General features: G+C 63.9%; 15 protein-coding genes. 7 read left to right on the top strand and 8 right to left on the bottom strand.

Features of this window, described 5'->3' with window-relative positions:
- Positions 1 to 18 precede the first annotated feature (18 nt).
- Together AC097R_RS20195 and AC097R_RS20190 are read left to right on the top strand one after the other, a co-directional pair.
- Entirely contained in the window at positions 19 to 618 is a 600-nt protein-coding gene (locus tag AC097R_RS20195) for a phosphoheptose isomerase (RefSeq protein ID WP_479600019.1), read from the top strand.
- Positions 615 to 1,256: a BON domain-containing protein gene (locus tag AC097R_RS20190; protein WP_479600018.1), complete on the top strand. Its 642-nt coding sequence runs from the start codon at positions 615 to 617 to the stop codon at positions 1,254 to 1,256. Before AC097R_RS20195 ends, AC097R_RS20190 begins: the two co-directional genes overlap by 4 nt.
- Before the next feature lie 46 nt (positions 1,257 to 1,302).
- Here AC097R_RS20190 and AC097R_RS20185 read toward each other — a convergent pair whose 3' ends face one another.
- Genes AC097R_RS20185 through AC097R_RS20175 form a run of 3 tightly spaced genes read right to left on the bottom strand, consistent with a single transcriptional unit; the run spans position 1,303 to position 4,470 of the window.
- A complete protein-coding gene (locus AC097R_RS20185; protein WP_479600017.1) occupies positions 1,303 to 2,229 on the bottom strand; it encodes an NAD(P)-dependent oxidoreductase in 927 nt (308 codons plus the stop codon).
- A 5-nt stretch (positions 2,230 to 2,234) separates the two neighbouring features.
- Positions 2,235 to 3,371, bottom strand: coding sequence for a PilT/PilU family type 4a pilus ATPase (locus AC097R_RS20180; RefSeq protein WP_310342285.1), 1,137 nt, complete (start codon positions 3,369 to 3,371; stop codon positions 2,235 to 2,237).
- Positions 3,372 to 3,426: 55 nt separating this feature from the next.
- Positions 3,427 to 4,470: a type IV pilus twitching motility protein PilT gene (locus AC097R_RS20175; protein WP_310342283.1), complete on the bottom strand. Its 1,044-nt coding sequence runs from the start codon at positions 4,468 to 4,470 to the stop codon at positions 3,427 to 3,429.
- Positions 4,471 to 4,514: 44 nt separating this feature from the next.
- Here AC097R_RS20175 and AC097R_RS20170 point away from each other — a divergent pair, with 44 nt between their 5' ends.
- Positions 4,515 to 5,219 (top strand): YggS family pyridoxal phosphate-dependent enzyme, encoded by a 705-nt coding sequence (locus AC097R_RS20170; protein ID WP_479600016.1) that lies wholly within the window; start codon positions 4,515 to 4,517, stop codon positions 5,217 to 5,219.
- On the opposite strand, the gene AC097R_RS20165 is transcribed toward AC097R_RS20170, so the two are convergent.
- Positions 5,216 to 5,770, bottom strand: coding sequence for a DUF3617 domain-containing protein (locus AC097R_RS20165; protein WP_479600015.1), 555 nt, complete (start codon positions 5,768 to 5,770; stop codon positions 5,216 to 5,218). The genes AC097R_RS20170 and AC097R_RS20165 overlap by 4 nt on opposite strands.
- Positions 5,771 to 5,846: 76 nt before the next feature.
- On the bottom strand, positions 5,847 to 6,320 hold the full coding sequence (locus AC097R_RS20160) for a winged helix-turn-helix transcriptional regulator (protein ID WP_479600014.1): 474 nt from the start codon (positions 6,318 to 6,320) through the stop codon (positions 5,847 to 5,849).
- Between the two features lie 97 nt (positions 6,321 to 6,417).
- Between AC097R_RS20160 and AC097R_RS20155 the strand changes: the two genes are divergently transcribed.
- The 3 genes from AC097R_RS20155 to AC097R_RS20145 all read left to right on the top strand — a co-directional run bounded on the left by AC097R_RS20155 (position 6,418) and on the right by AC097R_RS20145 (position 11,315).
- Positions 6,418 to 9,435, top strand: coding sequence for an L-glutamate gamma-semialdehyde dehydrogenase (locus AC097R_RS20155; protein WP_479600013.1), 3,018 nt, complete (start codon positions 6,418 to 6,420; stop codon positions 9,433 to 9,435).
- Positions 9,436 to 9,597: 162 nt separating this feature from the next.
- Positions 9,598 to 10,548, top strand: a complete 951-nt coding sequence (locus AC097R_RS20150; RefSeq protein ID WP_479600047.1) for an ABC transporter ATP-binding protein — start codon at positions 9,598 to 9,600, stop codon at positions 10,546 to 10,548.
- Positions 10,545 to 11,315, top strand: coding sequence for an ABC transporter permease (locus AC097R_RS20145; RefSeq protein WP_479600012.1), 771 nt, complete (start codon positions 10,545 to 10,547; stop codon positions 11,313 to 11,315). The genes AC097R_RS20150 and AC097R_RS20145 overlap by 4 nt, the downstream gene beginning before the upstream one ends.
- Here the strand turns inward: AC097R_RS20145 and AC097R_RS20140 are convergent.
- On the bottom strand, positions 11,312 to 11,716 hold the full coding sequence (locus AC097R_RS20140; protein ID WP_479600011.1) for an MAPEG family protein: 405 nt from the start codon (positions 11,714 to 11,716) through the stop codon (positions 11,312 to 11,314). The genes AC097R_RS20145 and AC097R_RS20140 overlap by 4 nt on opposite strands.
- A 66-nt stretch (positions 11,717 to 11,782) precedes the next feature.
- Here AC097R_RS20140 and AC097R_RS20135 point away from each other — a divergent pair, with 66 nt between their 5' ends.
- Positions 11,783 to 12,793 carry an MBL fold metallo-hydrolase gene (locus AC097R_RS20135; protein WP_479600010.1) on the top strand — a complete coding sequence of 337 codons (1,011 nt, stop codon included), beginning with the start codon at positions 11,783 to 11,785 and terminating at the stop codon, positions 12,791 to 12,793.
- Between the two features lie 9 nt (positions 12,794 to 12,802).
- On the opposite strand, the gene rocF is transcribed toward AC097R_RS20135, so the two are convergent.
- Both rocF and AC097R_RS20125 read right to left on the bottom strand, forming a co-directional pair.
- Entirely contained in the window at positions 12,803 to 13,717 is a 915-nt protein-coding gene (gene rocF, locus AC097R_RS20130) for an arginase (RefSeq protein ID WP_479600009.1), read from the bottom strand.
- Positions 13,714 to 14,721: an asparaginase gene (locus tag AC097R_RS20125; protein ID WP_479600008.1), complete on the bottom strand. Its 1,008-nt coding sequence runs from the start codon at positions 14,719 to 14,721 to the stop codon at positions 13,714 to 13,716. The genes rocF and AC097R_RS20125 overlap by 4 nt, the downstream gene beginning before the upstream one ends.
- Positions 14,722 to 14,802 lie beyond the last annotated feature (81 nt).

Raw genomic sequence — 14,802 nt, 5'->3', positions numbered from 1 at the left:
CGCGGTATCATCCGGGCCATGCTGGAACAACGAATTCAACAACACTTTATTGACAGCGCGGACCTGAAATACCAGTCGGCGCAAGCCCTGAGCAAGCCGATTGCGGCGGCGGTGCAAGCCATACTGGCCTGCGTCACCAGTGGCGGCAAGGTTTTGGCATGTGGCAATGGTGGTTCGGCCGCCGATGCGCAGCATTTCGCCGCCGAATTTGTCGGCCGCTTTGAGCGCGAACGCCCCGAGTTGGGCGCCATTGCGCTGACCACCGATACCTCCATCATCACAGCCATTGCCAACGATTACGACTTCAACGTGATCTTTTCGCGCCAGGTGCGTGCCCTGGGTTCACCTGGCGACGTGCTGCTGGCCATTTCCACCAGTGGCAATTCGGCCAATGTGCTGGCCGCCATCGAAGCCGCCCATGCGCGCGAGATGGTGGTGGTGGGACTGACAGGCCGCAACGGCGGAAAAATGGCGCAGCTGCTGCGGGACACCGATGTGCACATCTGCGTGCCGCACGAGCGCACGGCCCGTATCCAGGAAGTCCATCTTTTAACGCTGCATTGCATTTGCGATGCGGTTGATGCCCAGCTTTTGGGCGAACAGGAAACCAACCCATGAACAATCGCATTTTGAAACGTCTGGCCTTGGCCGCTGCACTGACCGGCACCCTGGCGGGCCTGTCGGCCTGCTTCCCGCTGCTGGTGGGCGGCGCCATGGTGGGGGGCACCTTGGTGGCCACAGACCGCCGTACCTCGGGTTCGGTGCTGGAAGACGAAGGCATTGAGCAACGCGCGGCCAGCCGCCTGCGCGAGAGCCTGGGTGACCGCGCCCACGTCAACGTGACCAGCTACAACCGCCAGGTGCTGTTGACCGGCGAAGTACCCACCGCGCAAGACAAGCAACTGGTGGAGCAAGTGGTGTCCCGCGTGGACAACGTGCGCAACATCGTCAATGAGCTGGAAGTGATGGGCAACGCCACGCTGACGCAGCGTTCGTCCGACTCGCTGGTGACGGGCCGCGTGAAGGCCGCTTTGGTGGACGCCAAGGACCTGTTTGCCAATGCCTTCAAGATCGTGACTGAGCGTGGCACCACTTATGTGATGGGCCGCGTGACCGAGCGTGAAGCCAAGCGCGCCACCACCGTGATCAGCAGCACCTCGGGCGTGCAGCGCGTGGTGCGGATTCTGGAAATCATCTCGGAAGACGAGCTGGCGCGTACCCTGCCGCAGAAGCCGGCTTCAGACGCCACCAAGTAACGAAAAACGGCCCCTCGGGGCCGTTTTTATTGGCGGGTACTGCTGCCTACTTCAGGCGCTTGATCAGGCTGCTGGTGTCCCAGCGGTTACCGCCCAACTGCTGCACATCGGCGTAGAACTGGTCCACCAAGGCGGTCACCGGCAGGCGTGCACCGTTGCGCTTGGCCTCGTCCAGCACCAGGCCCAGGTCCTTGCGCATCCAGTCCACCGCAAAGCCAAAGTCGAACTTGTCGGCCACCATGGTCTTGCCGCGGTTGTCCATCTGCCAGCTTTGCGCGGCGCCCTTGCCAATCACGTCCAGCACCTGGTTCATGTCCAGCCCAGCGCGCTGGCCAAAGGCCACGGCCTCGCTCAGGCCCTGCACCAGTCCGGCGATGCAGATCTGGTTCACCATCTTGGCGAGTTGGCCAGCACCACTCTCACCCAGCAAGGTGAAGGCGCGTGAGAAGGCCATGGCCACGGGTTTTACCGACTCAAACGCATTGGCATCGCCACCACACATCACGGTCAGCAGGCCGTTTTGTGCGCCGGCCTGGCCGCCAGATACTGGGGCATCAATGAACTGCAAGCCCTTGGCCCGGGCTATGGCGCTGAGCTCGCGGGCCACATCGGCTGAGGCCGTGGTGTGGTCCACAAAGATGGCGCCGGGCTTCATGCCGGCAAAGGCACCGTCGGCGCCCAGCGTCACGCTGCGCAAGTCGTCGTCATTGCCCACGCAGCAAAACACGATGTCGGCGTTCTGCGCGGCTTGGCGCGGAGTTTTGGCATGGCTATGCGGGCCATTTTGGCTGCTAGCCCCCGCAAAGTCTGCGCGCCACGCTATGGATTTGGTAGCGGTGCGGTTGTACACCGTGACCTGGTGGCCAGCGCTGGCCAGGTGGCCGGCCATGGGGTAACCCATGACACCCAGGCCCAGAAAGGCGACGGAGTAGGCGGGAGAAGGTTCGTAGGTTTTGGCGTTGATGGCAGACATTGGACTCACATGATGGCGAAATTTTCAGTGCCGGCGGACAGGTCGGTGGACTTGCCGCGTGCGCTGTTGAGCTTGATTTGCAGGCGCAGGTCGTTCAGCGAATCGGCGTTGCGCAGCGCGTCTTCGTAGGTGATGGCGTTGCCCTCGTACAGGTCGAAGAGTGCCTGGTCGAAGGTCTGCATGCCGGCTTGGCGGCTCTTCTTCATGATCTCTTTGACCTCGGACACCTCGCCCTTGAAGATCAGGTCGGAAATCAGCGGCGAATTGATCAGCACTTCCACCGCGGCTACGCGGCCCTTGCCGTCCTGCTTGGGGATCAGGCGCTGCGAAACCAGGGCCTTCAGGTTCAAGGACAAGTCCATCAGCAACTGGCTGCGGCGCTCTTCGGGGAAGAAGTTGATGATGCGGTCCAGCGCCTGGTTGGCGCTGTTGGCGTGCAGGGTGGCTAGGCATAGGTGGCCGGTTTCGGCAAACGCCACGGCGTGTTCCATGGTTTCGCGGTCGCGGATTTCGCCCATCAGAATCACATCGGGCGCCTGGCGCAGGGTGTTTTTCAGCGCGGCTTCCCAGCTGTCGGTGTCCAGGCCCACTTCGCGCTGCGTGACCACGCAGTTCTTGTGCATGTGGACAAACTCCACCGGGTCTTCGATGGTGATGATGTGGCCAAACGACTTGTCGTTGCGCCAGTCCACCATGGCTGCCAGCGTGGTCGATTTGCCCGAACCCGTGGCGCCGACCATGATGGTCAGGCCGCGCTTGGCCATCACAATTTCCTTCAGCACCTGGGGCACGCCCAAACCGTCAATCGTGGGCAGCACCTGCGGAATCACCCGCAGCACCATGCCCACTTTGCCCTGCTGGATGAACGCATTCACGCGGAAACGGCCAATGTTGGCCGGCGAGATGGCGAAGTTGCTTTCCTTGGTGCGCTCGAACTCGGCCACCTGCTTGTCGTTCATGATGGAACGCGCCAGCGCCAGCGTGTGGGCGGCGTTCAGCGGCTGCGGCGACACCTTGGTCACCTTCCCGTCCACCTTGATGGCGGGCGGGAAGTCGCCAGTGATGAACAAGTCGCTGCCATTGCGGCTGACCATCAGCTTGAGCAGGTCGTTGATAAATTTCGTGGCTTGATCGCGCTCCATGAGAGCACCTACCTTTCTTTAAATCGACGCAGAGGAACGCGAGGGTGAGTCTCGGTCAGCCGGGGAAGTTTTCGGGAATTTTTGCCTTCGTACGGGCTTCGGCCGCGCTGATGACGTTGCGCTTCACCAGATCGGTCAGGTTCTGGTCCAGCGTTTGCATGCCCACGCTGTTGCCCGTTTGGATGGAGGAGTACATCTGCGCGACCTTGGCCTCGCGGATCAGGTTGCGGATGGCGCTGGTGCCCAGCATGATCTCGTGGGCTGCCACCCGGCCCTGGCCGTCCTTGGTCTTGCACAGGGTTTGCGAAATGACGGCCTGCAGCGATTCGGACAGCATGGCCCGCACCATTTCTTTTTCTTCGGCGGGGAACACGTCAATGATCCGGTCGATGGTCTTGGCGGCGCTCGACGTGTGCAGCGTGCCGAACACCAGGTGGCCTGTTTCCGCCGCTGTCATGGCCAGGCGGATGGTTTCCAGGTCGCGCATTTCACCCACCAGAATCGCGTCCGGATCTTCCCGCAAGGCGGACTTCAGCGCGGCCGCAAAGCTCAGCGTGTGCGGCCCCACTTCGCGCTGGTTGACCAGGCATTTTTTGGACTCGTGCACGAACTCGATGGGGTCTTCCACCGTCAGGATGTGGCCGAACTCGGTTTCGTTCAAAAAGTTGACCATGGCCGCCAGCGTGGTGGACTTGCCCGAACCCGTGGGGCCGGTCACCAGCACCATGCCGCGGGGCTTGAGGGCCAGGTCGGCAAAAATCTTGGGGGCGTTGAGCTGTTCCAGCGAGAGGATCTTGCTCGGAATCGTCCGGAACACGGCGCCGGCGCCGCGGTTGTGGTTGAAGGCATTGACGCGGAAACGTGCCAGGCCGTCGATCTCGAACGAAAAGTCGATCTCCAGAAACTCTTCGTACATCTTGCGCTGGGTGTCGTTCATGATGTCGTACACCATGGCGTGGACCTGCTTGTGGTCCAGCGGCTCCACGTTGATGCGGCGCACATCGCCGTGCACGCGGATCATGGGTGGCAGACCTGCGGAGAGGTGCAAGTCGGAAGCCTTGTTTTTGACGCTAAACGCCAGCAGCTGGGTAATGTCCACGGGATCCTCTTTGGGTCAGATGGGTTTGGTACGCTTGAGGGATTATGACGATGATTGCCGACAATCTCCACGCTGTTCGCAGCCGCATCGCCCAGGCCTGCACTGCGGCGGGCCGCTCGGCGGACGCGGTGCAGCTGCTGGCTGTCTCCAAGACCTTTGGGCCTGAGGCCGTGCAGGCGGCATTTGATGCCGGCCAGCGCGCCTTTGGCGAGAACTACATCCAGGAGGCGGTGGAGAAGATCGCCACGCTGGAGCACCTGCCCGTGGTGTGGCACTGCATAGGCCCTATCCAGAGCAACAAGACGCGCCTGGTGGCCGAGCACTTTCAATGGGCGCACACGGTGGACCGCCTGAAGATCGCCCAGCGCCTGAGTGAACAGCGCCCGGCCCACCTGCCGCCGCTGCAGGTCTGTGTGCAGGTGAATGTGGACGGTGGCCCCACCAAGTCGGGCGTGGTGCCGGACGAGGCGCTGGCCTTGGCCCGGGCGGTGGCCACGCTGCCGCGGCTTCGTCTGCGCGGCATCATGTGCATCCCTGAGCCTGCTCCTGATTTTGTAGCTGCTAGCGCAGTCTTCGCGCGGGCTAGAGGCCTGTTTGATGCCTTGAATGCGGCGGGATTGGCGCTGGACACGCTGTCCATGGGCATGAGTGCGGATCTGGACGCGGCGGTGGCCAGCGGCAGCACGCTGGTGCGCGTGGGCACCGCCATCTTCGGCGGGCGCCCCTATCCGCCTGCGCCCGCTGCCTAGCCCTTGGGTGCGGCCAGCGGCTTCACCGTGCCGCAGTCACTGCCCAGCCATTTGCCATTGGCCTGCATGTCCATGGTTTCTTCCTGGCCCTTGAGGGTGGTCACGGTCTTCATGGCCATGCTGTAGGCCTCGGCGCTGGTGAAGGTGATCTGGCCCTCGCCATGGCTGGGGGGCTGGGTGCAGACGTAGCTGAATTTCTGGGTGTTGCCGGTGCGTGGGCTGGGTGTGTGGGTGCAGCTGCCGCGCTGCTGGGGGGCCACGTCGTTGCGCGCCGCCATCTCCGGCGTTACGCATACTTTCACCGCCATGCCGCCGCCCGGCGCGGCGCCCATCTGCAGGCCTTTCTTGGCCATCATGTCTTCCACCATCTTGCGCTGCTCGGGCGACATGCTTGCCATCTGCTTTTGCATTTGGGCCATGGCCGCATCGGCCTTGCTGCCGGGGGCGCCCTGCATCTGGTTGGTGATCTCCCACAGGCCGGGTTTCATGCTCTGGGCGTGGGCGGCCAGCGATGCCAGCAGGGTGGCGCAGGCCAGGAGGGGGAGTTTCATGGAGGGCTCCGGTGGCGGTGGAAGGGGCCCATTGTGAGCGCGCCGCGCGCGTTTGCAAAGCGGCCCGGCAAGCGCCTTAGCCCAGCGCCAGGTGGGTGGAGTTTTTCACTTCTTCCATCACCGCGTAGGTACGCGTTTCGCGCACGCCGGGCAGCTGCCACAGCACGGTGCCGGCAAACAGGCGGTAGGCCGCCATGTCGGCCATGCGGGTTTTGAGCAGGTAATCAAAACCACCGGCCACCATGTGGCACTCCATGATCTCTGCGCGCACCTGCACCGCGGCCTTGAAGGCGTCAAACACGTTGGGCGTGGTCTTGTCCAGCAGCACCTCGACAAACACCATCATCCCCGCGCCCAGCTTGAGCGGGTTCAGCCGCGCCTCGTAGCCCAGGATGTAGCCGTCCTTGGTCAGGCGCTGCACGCGCGCCAGCACGGCGGTGGGCGACAGGCCCACGGTCTCGGCCAGCTTGAGGTTGGAGACCCGGCCGTCCTCTTGCAGGCAGGCCAGGATCTTGAGGTCGGTACGGTCCAGGTCGGGGGCGGTGAGCATTTTTGAGTTATTCGCTATTAATGGCAATGAATATAGCGATTAATTCATCTTAAAAACCGTAACCATAGCGCATTGAATCAATTTGTTGGAGTTCTCCATGTCCTCAGCCTCACGCCTGCCCAACCCCTACCGCCCCGAGGGCGAAACCGTGTCACACCGCCTGCAGTCGCTGGAGGCTGCGCTGGACTGGGCCGATGCCGCCCGCGTGGCCGCGCCCTGGGTGCAGGCTGTGCGCGACAACCCGCCGCCCTTTTGGGCCATGGAAAGCCTGCTCAAGGAATACCCCATCTCCAGCGCCGAGGGCCTGGCCCTGATGCGCCTGGCCGAAGCGCTGCTGCGCGTGCCCGATGCCGAGACCGCCATCGCGCTCACCACCGACCAGCTGGGCCGCGCCGACTTCGAGGCCAGCGGGGACAAGGTGCTCTCGCGCCTGTCCAGCACCGCCATTGCGCTGTCCAAACACTTTCTGCCTGACGCACAGCACGAGCCCGGCATCATGGCCAAGCTGGGCGCGCGCACCGTGGTGGCAGCCACACTGCGCGCCGTGCAGCTGCTGGGCCGCCAGTTTGTGCTGGGCCAGACCATGCCGGAGGCGATGAAAGAGGCCGACGCTGCGCGCAAAAAAGCCAACGTCTGCTTCAGCTACGACATGCTGGGCGAGGGCGCGCGCACCGATGCGGACGCGCTGCGCTACCTCAAAAGCTACGCCGATGCTATTGAATTCATAGCTGGTCGCGCAAGCAAGACGGGGGCTCTGGCCAAGAATGACGGTATCTCCATCAAGCTCAGCGCCCTGTTCCCGCGCTACGAAGACGCGCACCGCGACGCCGTGCTGCTCAATCTGGTGCCACGCGTGTGGACGCTGTGCATGGCCGCGGCCAACGCCAACATCAACCTGACCATCGACGCCGAAGAGGTGGACCGCCTGGAGCTGTCGCTGGACGTGCTCGAAGCCCTGCTGGTGCGCGTGGCCGCGCACTGCCCGCAGTGGACCGGCCTGGGCCTGGCCATGCAGGCCTACCAGACGCGGGCGCTGGAACTAATAGCCCACGTCACCGCGCTGGCGCGCAAGCACCAGGTCAAGCTCATGTGCCGCCTGGTCAAGGGCGCGTATTGGGACGCCGAAATCAAGCGCGCCCAAGAGCTGGGCCTGCCGCACTACCCGGTCTTCACCCACAAGCACCACACCGATGTGTCCTACCTGGCCTGTGCGCGCGCCCTCTTGGCTGTGTCCGATGCCATCTTCCCGCAGTTCGCCACGCACAACGCGGCCACCATCGCCGCCATCCTCCAGATGGGTGCCCGGACCGGCGCCGCCTTTGAACTGCAGCGCCTGCACGGCATGGGCGAAGGCGTGTACCGCGAGGTGCTGAAGAACCCGCTGATCAGCTGCCGCATCTACGCCCCGGTGGGTGCACACCGCGACCTGCTGGCCTACCTGGTGCGCCGCCTGCTGGAGAACGGCGCCAACTCCAGCTTTGTGCACCAGCTGGCCGACGAATCGGTGGGCATGCAGGAGCTGCTGATCTCGCCGCTGCGCCTGGAGCCCCATCCCAGCCTGCCGCTGCCGGCCGACCTGTTTGGCAGCCACGCCGGTGCCCGCGCCAACAGCACGGGGCTGGACCTGACCGTGCCCGCCCACCGCGATCCGCTGTTGGGCGCGCTGAACACCACCCCCGTGCCCGTGGTGCCCGAGGCGGATGTCAAAACCATCCCCGGCGCCTATGCAGCCTGCGCCAGCAGCTATCAACAATGGAGCAAGGTGCCGGTGGAAGCGCGCGCCGTGGTGCTGCGCCGCGCGGCCGACGCGCTGCAGGCCGCCATGCCGCAGTTCTGCGCGCTGCTGGTCAAAGAAGCCTTCAAGACCTGGGGCGACGCGGTGAGCGAGGTGCGCGAGGCGGTGGACTTCTTGCGCTACTACGCGGACGAGGCACAACGCATCATGCAGCCCATCAGCTGTCCCGTCGTCGCCCATGCGCAGGCCGGCTACCAGTACGGTGTGACCGGTGAGACCAACACCCTGCGCCTTACCGCGCGTGGTGTCTGGGTCTGCATCAGCCCCTGGAACTTCCCGCTGGCCATCTTCGTGGGCCAGGTGGCCGCGGCCCTGGCCACGGGCAACACCGTGCTGGCCAAGCCGGCCGAGCAAACCCCGGGCGTGGCCAAGGCCGCGGTGGACCTGATGGTGGCCGCCGGTGTGCCGGCGGATGCGCTGCAGCTGCTGCACGGCGCGGGTGAGACCGTGGGCGCGGCCCTGGTGGCGCAGCCCGGTGTGGCGGGCGTGGTGTTCACCGGCTCCACCCAGGTGGCCAAGATCATCCAGCGCGCGCTGGCGGCGAAGGACGGCGCCATCGTCCCGCTGATTGCCGAGACCGGCGGCATCAACGCCATGCTGGTGGACAGCAGCGCGCTGCCCGAGCAGGTGGTGGATGCCGTGGTGCAAAGCGCCTTCCGCTCCGCCGGCCAGCGCTGCTCCGCGCTGCGCCTGCTGGTGGTGCACAGTGCCATTGCCGATGGGGTGATCGAGATGCTGCAAGGCGCAGCGAAGGAGCTGCAGGCCGGCAACCCGGCCGACCTGGCCACCGACCTGGGCCCGGTGATTGACCGGGAGGCCTACGACAACATCCAGCGTCACATTGCGCGCCTGAAGTTCGAGTCCAAAGTGCTGTTAGCCCCCGCAGATTCTGCGCCAACAGCTACCATTTCGATAGCAAATCTGATTGCCCCGCACGCGTTTGAGGTGGACCACATTGCCAACGTGAAGGCTGAAATCTTCGGCCCCGTGCTGCAGGTGGTGCGCTGGGATGGAAATCCGGAGGACGTGATTGCCCAGATCAACGCGCTTGGCTATGGTCTGACGCTGGGCATCCAGACCCGCATCGACAGCCGCGCCCAGGCGCTGGCTAGCGCGGCCCACGTGGGCAATATCTACATCAACCGCAACATGATCGGTGCCGTGGTGGGCGTGCAGCCCTTTGGGGGCGAGGGTCTGAGCGGCACCGGACCCAAGGCCGGCGGCCCGCACTATTTGTACCGCTTCTGCGCGGAGCAGACGGTGACGGTGAACACCACGGCTGCCGGTGGTAACGCCGCGTTGCTGGCCAGCATGCACTGAGGTCACTTGCTTGCAGGGTTGCTCATGGGGTCGCCTGCGCGTTGGTGGGGTTCGGTGGGATACTTGAATTTACTTTACAGGCACCCTGAATTGCACACCCCACCTCTCTCCACCCCACACGCTGGCCGGGCCACCGTGTCACCCCCATCGGCATCGCCCGGCGTGGACGCCATCGTGCGTGTACGCGGCGTCAGCAAAACCTACGCTGGCGGTTTCCAGGCGCTGAAGAACGTCGATCTGGACATTCACCGGGGCGAGATTTTTGCCCTGCTCGGCCCCAACGGCGCGGGTAAAACCACGCTCATCAGCGTGATTTGCGGCATGTGCAATGCCACCACCGGCACGGTGACCGCCGACGGCTTTGATACCGTGCACGACTACCGAGCGGCCCGCGCCGCCATTGGCCTGGTACCGCAAGAGCTGCACACCGATTCGTTCGAGACCGTGTGGGACACCGTGAGCTTTAGCCGCGGCCTGTTTGGCAAGCCGCCCAAGCCCGCTCTGATTGAAAAAATCCTCAAAGACTTGTCGCTGTGGGACAAGAAGGACAACAAAATCATGGCGCTGTCGGGCGGTATGAAGCGCCGTGTGCTGATTGCCAAAGCGCTGTCGCACGAGCCAAAAATCTTGTTCCTGGACGAGCCCAGCGCTGGCGTGGATGTGGAGCTGCGCCACGACATGTGGCGCCTGGTGCGCGAACTGCGCGACGCGGGCACCACCATCATCTTGACCACCCACTACATTGAGGAAGCCGAGGACATGGCGGACCGCATTGGCGTGATTCGTGGCGGCGAGTTGATCCTGGTGGAAGACAAAGACGTGCTGATGCGCAAGCTCGGCAAAAAGCAACTCACCCTCACGCTGCAGCACCCCATGGACAGCCTCCCCGAGGCATTGGCACCGTGGTCGTTGGTGTTGAGCCAAAGCGGCACCTGCCTGACCTACACCTTCGACACCCAGCAAGAAAACAACGGCATTGCCGAACTCTTGCGCGTGTTGGCTGGGCACGGCATCGACTTCAAAGACCTGCATTCGAGCGAAAGCTCGCTCGAAGACATCTTTGTGAGCCTGGTGCACCAAGATAAAAATGAACCGAAAGCACCCACCGCATGACCGGCCTGAACTTGTATGGCGTCAGCGCCATCTACCGATTTGAGATGCACCGCGCTTTTCGCACCTGGATGCAAAGCTTGATCGCGCCGGTGCTCTCGACCGCGTTGTATTTCATCGTCTTCGGGTCGGCCATTGGCTCGCGCATGGGCGACATTGGTGGCGTGAGCTACGGGGCGTACATCATTCCAGGCCTGCTGATGCTGTCGCTGCTCTCCGAGAGCATCTCCAACTCATCCTTTGGCATTTACATGCCCAAGTGGTCGGGCACCATTTACGAGCTGCTGAGTGCGCCGGTGAACTGGGTCGAGGTGCTGCTCGGCTACGTGGGTGCTGCGGCGTCCAAGTCCTTGTTGGTGGCGACGCTGATTTTGGTGACCGCGCGTTTTTTCGTGCCCTACGAAGTCGCGCATCCCGTGTGGATGGTGGGATTTCTGGTGCTCACGGCGGTCACGTTTTGCCTGTTCGGTTTCATCATCGGCCTGTTGGCAGACAGCTTTCAAAAGCTGCAGGTCATCCCGCTGCTGGTCATCACCCCGCTCACTTTTTTGGGTGGCGCGTTCTACAGCATCAACATGCTGCCGCCGCTGTGGCAAACGGTGTCGCTTTTTAACCCCGTGGTCTACCTCATCAGCGGCTTGCGCTGGGCGTTTTACGGCCAGGCCGACGTCCATATCGGCGTCAGCGTTGGCATGACGCTGGGTTTTATGGCCGCGTGTTTGGTGGTGGTGTGGTGGGTGTTTAAAACTGGCTACCGGATTCGCCGTTAAGCCAGCAGCTTTGCTAGCAGGCAGAAGTACAGTGCGACCTGTGTAGCCCAAAAGCTGGCACGCACCAGCACCTGCAGGCGGCCTGTGCCGCTGAGATGCACCAGGCTTTGCACAACCCGTGCATAGAGCACCCAAGGCGCCAGCGCGGCAATCGCATCCAGCTTGCCCAGGGCCGCCGCGGCCAGCACGATGACTGCGAACAGCGGCAGGTTCTCCACGCAGTTGGCATGCGCGTCTTCCAGGCGTTTGATGAAGCCCGGGTCATCTGCAGGTTTGGCGCCGCGCGGCCAGGAGTTGATGGGTGTGCCGCCCAGAAAGCGGATGCCGCGGTACAAAAAAACCGCGGTAACCAGCAGCAGAGTCCAGCCAGTGAAGCCCAAAAGGGCGTGAATTGCAGCCATGGGTATGTCTCCTTGTTGTAGCTTGCGGCATTATGGGGGGCTCATGCCCCCAACCTTGCGCACCCCATGACTCCTGTTTCTCCACCCAGCACCCCCCGCTTTGGCAACACCGACCCCGCGGTGGTGATTGGCAACTTCCCCTGGTACGAGATGGTCTGGCGTTCACTGCGCGGAGACTTCAAACCCCAATCGGAGCCTGCGGGCGGTTACGCCGCGTTTGCACGGGAATGGTCGGTGCCGGTGGACCATGGCCGCTTGCTGCAGCAGCCGGCGGTACCAGCCGTGACCTGGCTGGGCCATGTCAGCGTTTTGCTGCAGGTGGCGGGTTTGAACGTGCTGATGGACCCCACGCTGGCCGATTTTGCCGGTCCCATGGGCAAGGTGGGCGCGGCACGCAAGGTGCCCGCGCCGCTGACGCCGGAGCAGCTGCCGCGCATTGACGTGGTGCTGATTTCGCACAACCACTATGACCACCTTTGCGATGCCACCATCCGCCGTCTGCTGGCCGCCGGGCAAACGCCAGAGTTCATCGTGCCCCTGGGCCTGAAGGCCTGGTTTGACAAGCGCGGTATCGCCAATGTGACCGAGCTGGACTGGTGGCAAACCTTTGACCTGCCGCACCAACTGCGCGTGCACTTCACGCCCGCCCAGCACTGGAGCCGGCGCACGCCATGGGACACCAATGCGTCCCGCTGGGGTGGCTACTGTCTGGAGTGGTTGCGGCCCGCGCAGGCGCCATGGCGCTTTCTGTTCCCAGGGGACACCGGCTATAGCAATGACTTCAAAACCATACGCCAACGCATAGGCGCCATCGACTTTCTGGCCCTGCCCATAGGCGCCTACCTGCCGCGCGATTTCATGAAGCCCATGCACGTGAACCCCGAGGATGCGGTGCAGCTGATGCTGGACCTGGAGGCCAAGCAGGCCATGGGCGTGCATTGGGGAACCTTCATGCTGACGCAGGAAGCGTTTGACCAGCCGCCCAAGGACTTGGCCGCCGCGCTGGCGCAGCGCGGTCTACCGCAAGACCGGGTGTGGTTGCTGCGCCAGGGCGAGACGCGCAGCATCCCGCTCTAGGCCGCGGGCCTATTTGCGCATCAAGGTGCTTTTGCCGAAGAGGGACTCGATCAGGTCCACCGCCACCTCGGCCGTGCGATTGCGTTCGTCCAGCGCGGGGTTGAGTTCCATCACATCCAGGCTGGCCAGTTTGCCGGTGTCGGCAATCATCTCCATGCAGAGCTGCGCCTCGCGGTAGGTGGGGCCACCACGCACGGTGGTGCCCACGCCGGGTGCAATGTCGGGGTCCAAAAAGTCTACGTCAAAGCTCACATGGAGATGCGTGTTGCTGTCGATCAGGGCTAGCGCCAACTCCATGGCCGCGCGCATGCCCATCTCGTCGATGTAGCGCATGTCGAAGACTTCCAGGTCCTGCTCGTGCACAAAGCGCTTCTCGCCCTCGTCCACACTGCGAATGCCGATTTGCCGCACCCACTTGGGCGAAATGGCGGGCACGTGGCCACCAATCTCGATCAGCTCCTGCGGGCCAAAGCCACACAGGCAGGCCACGGGCATGCCGTGGATGTTGCCGCTGGGGGTGAGGGTGTTGGTGTTGAAGTCGGCATGCGCATCCAGCCACAGCACGCGCAGCTTTTTGCCGGCCTCGCGGCAGTGGCGCGCCACGGCGCTAATCGACCCTATGCCCAGACAATGGTCCCCGCCCAGCACGATAGGCAGGCGCCCACTTTGCAGCTCGGCATACACGGCGTCGTGCAGGCTGCGGTTCCAGGCGGTCACCTCGGCCAGGTGGCGGTAGCCGTCCACCGGCGGCAGCCAGGGGTTGTTGGGGCCGCTGAGGTTGCCGCGGTCCTGCACCTCCAGCCCGTGGCCCTGCAGCACCTGGGCAATGTGCGCCACGCGCAGGGCTTCGGGCCCCATGCTGGCACCGCGGCTGCCCGCGCCAATGTCGGTGGGGGCGCCAATCAGGCTGATGTGGGTGTTCATGGGGTTTCCAGTTGGAAAACAGGGAGCCGCTCGCCCACCAGCAGGCCGCGGGCGTTGCGAATCTCGGCCGCGCGCCAGGGTTGCAGCGCCGCGCGTTGGGCATCGTCCAGCCAGCCCAGCTGGTCCAGTATTTCGACGCTGGCCGCAAACAGCGCGGGCTTGTTGCCGTCGATGATCTTGAGCGCAAAGGCCTCGCCGCGGCTCTTGCTGCCGACCACCTGCACGCCGTCGGCGCCCACCTTGCTGACCCAGTCGCCCCGGCCCACGCGCATGAAGTCCAGGTCGTTGCGGCCCGTGCCGCTCACCATCTCGGGGTGGGCGGTCATGGCCTCGCTCAGCAATGCAAAGCTGGCGCCAAACTCCGCATCCTGCGCGCCACTGGCCAGGCGCGCGTAACCACGCGCCAAGTTGGAGAGCGGCATGGCGAAGTTGGGTGCCGAGCAGCCGTCAATGCCACGTGGCATGTCCTGCACGTCCATGCCCACGGCACGCGCCACATCGCGGGCAATGGCCTGCTGCAGCGGGTGCGCAGCCGCTGTGTAGTCATCCAGCGGCAGGCCGTGCTGGACGCAGTACGCCACAAAGCCCGCGTGCTTGCCGCTGCAGTTGTTGTGCGCCTCGGTGTAGGTGGCGCCCTCGGGCGCACCCTTGTCAAAGTAGCTGAACAGCAGTGGCACATGGCAGCCGCAACGCAGGGTTTTGTAGCTGTGACCGGCTTTCGCCAGCATGCTGTTCGCACCATCCACATGCATGGCCTCGCCGTTGTGGCTGGCGCACAGCAACGCGTTCTCGGCCTGCGTAAAACCAAACTGCGCGGGGCCACCAGCTTCCACAAAGGGCAGGGCCTGCAGCGCCTTCAGCGTCGAGCGGGTGAAGGTAACCAGGTGCGGGTCACCCGCAAAGGCTTGGAGTTGGCCAGTGCGGTTGACGACGGCCACGGCGCCAAAGTGCAGGCATTCGGGCGTGCCGCCACGGGTGAGCTGGATCAGGGGGGCAAGGTTCACGGGTCGGGTTCTCCTGCGGACAAGCGTATCCGATTTGGCTGCTGGTGTGCCAAGGCTGTCTATACTGAAACGCTATGGCCA

This window comes from Rhodoferax sp. ZS1R25 (assembly GCF_056521335.1).
Note: the sequence above shows the minus strand (reverse complement) of the source record. Positions and strands in the feature narration are given on the sequence as shown.

What these genes read in the sequence shown, in the direction of transcription:
- AC097R_RS20195 (WP_479600019.1), top strand. Translation starts at nt 19, where the DNA reads ATGCTGGAACAACGAATTCAACAACACTTTATTGACAGCGCGGACCTG.
- AC097R_RS20190 (WP_479600018.1), top strand. Translation starts at nt 615, where the DNA reads ATGAACAATCGCATTTTGAAACGTCTGGCCTTGGCCGCTGCACTGACC.
- AC097R_RS20185 (WP_479600017.1), bottom strand. Translation starts at nt 2,229, where the DNA reads ATGTCTGCCATCAACGCCAAAACCTACGAACCTTCTCCCGCCTACTCC.
- AC097R_RS20180 (WP_310342285.1), bottom strand. Translation starts at nt 3,371, where the DNA reads ATGGAGCGCGATCAAGCCACGAAATTTATCAACGACCTGCTCAAGCTG.
- AC097R_RS20170 (WP_479600016.1), top strand. Translation starts at nt 4,515, where the DNA reads ATGACGATGATTGCCGACAATCTCCACGCTGTTCGCAGCCGCATCGCC.
- AC097R_RS20165 (WP_479600015.1), bottom strand. Translation starts at nt 5,770, where the DNA reads ATGAAACTCCCCCTCCTGGCCTGCGCCACCCTGCTGGCATCGCTGGCC.
- AC097R_RS20160 (WP_479600014.1), bottom strand. Translation starts at nt 6,320, where the DNA reads ATGCTCACCGCCCCCGACCTGGACCGTACCGACCTCAAGATCCTGGCC.
- AC097R_RS20155 (WP_479600013.1), top strand. Translation starts at nt 6,418, where the DNA reads ATGTCCTCAGCCTCACGCCTGCCCAACCCCTACCGCCCCGAGGGCGAA.
- AC097R_RS20145 (WP_479600012.1), top strand. Translation starts at nt 10,545, where the DNA reads ATGACCGGCCTGAACTTGTATGGCGTCAGCGCCATCTACCGATTTGAG.
- AC097R_RS20140 (WP_479600011.1), bottom strand. Translation starts at nt 11,716, where the DNA reads ATGGCTGCAATTCACGCCCTTTTGGGCTTCACTGGCTGGACTCTGCTG.
- AC097R_RS20135 (WP_479600010.1), top strand. Translation starts at nt 11,783, where the DNA reads ATGACTCCTGTTTCTCCACCCAGCACCCCCCGCTTTGGCAACACCGAC.
- rocF (WP_479600009.1), bottom strand. Translation starts at nt 13,717, where the DNA reads ATGAACACCCACATCAGCCTGATTGGCGCCCCCACCGACATTGGCGCG.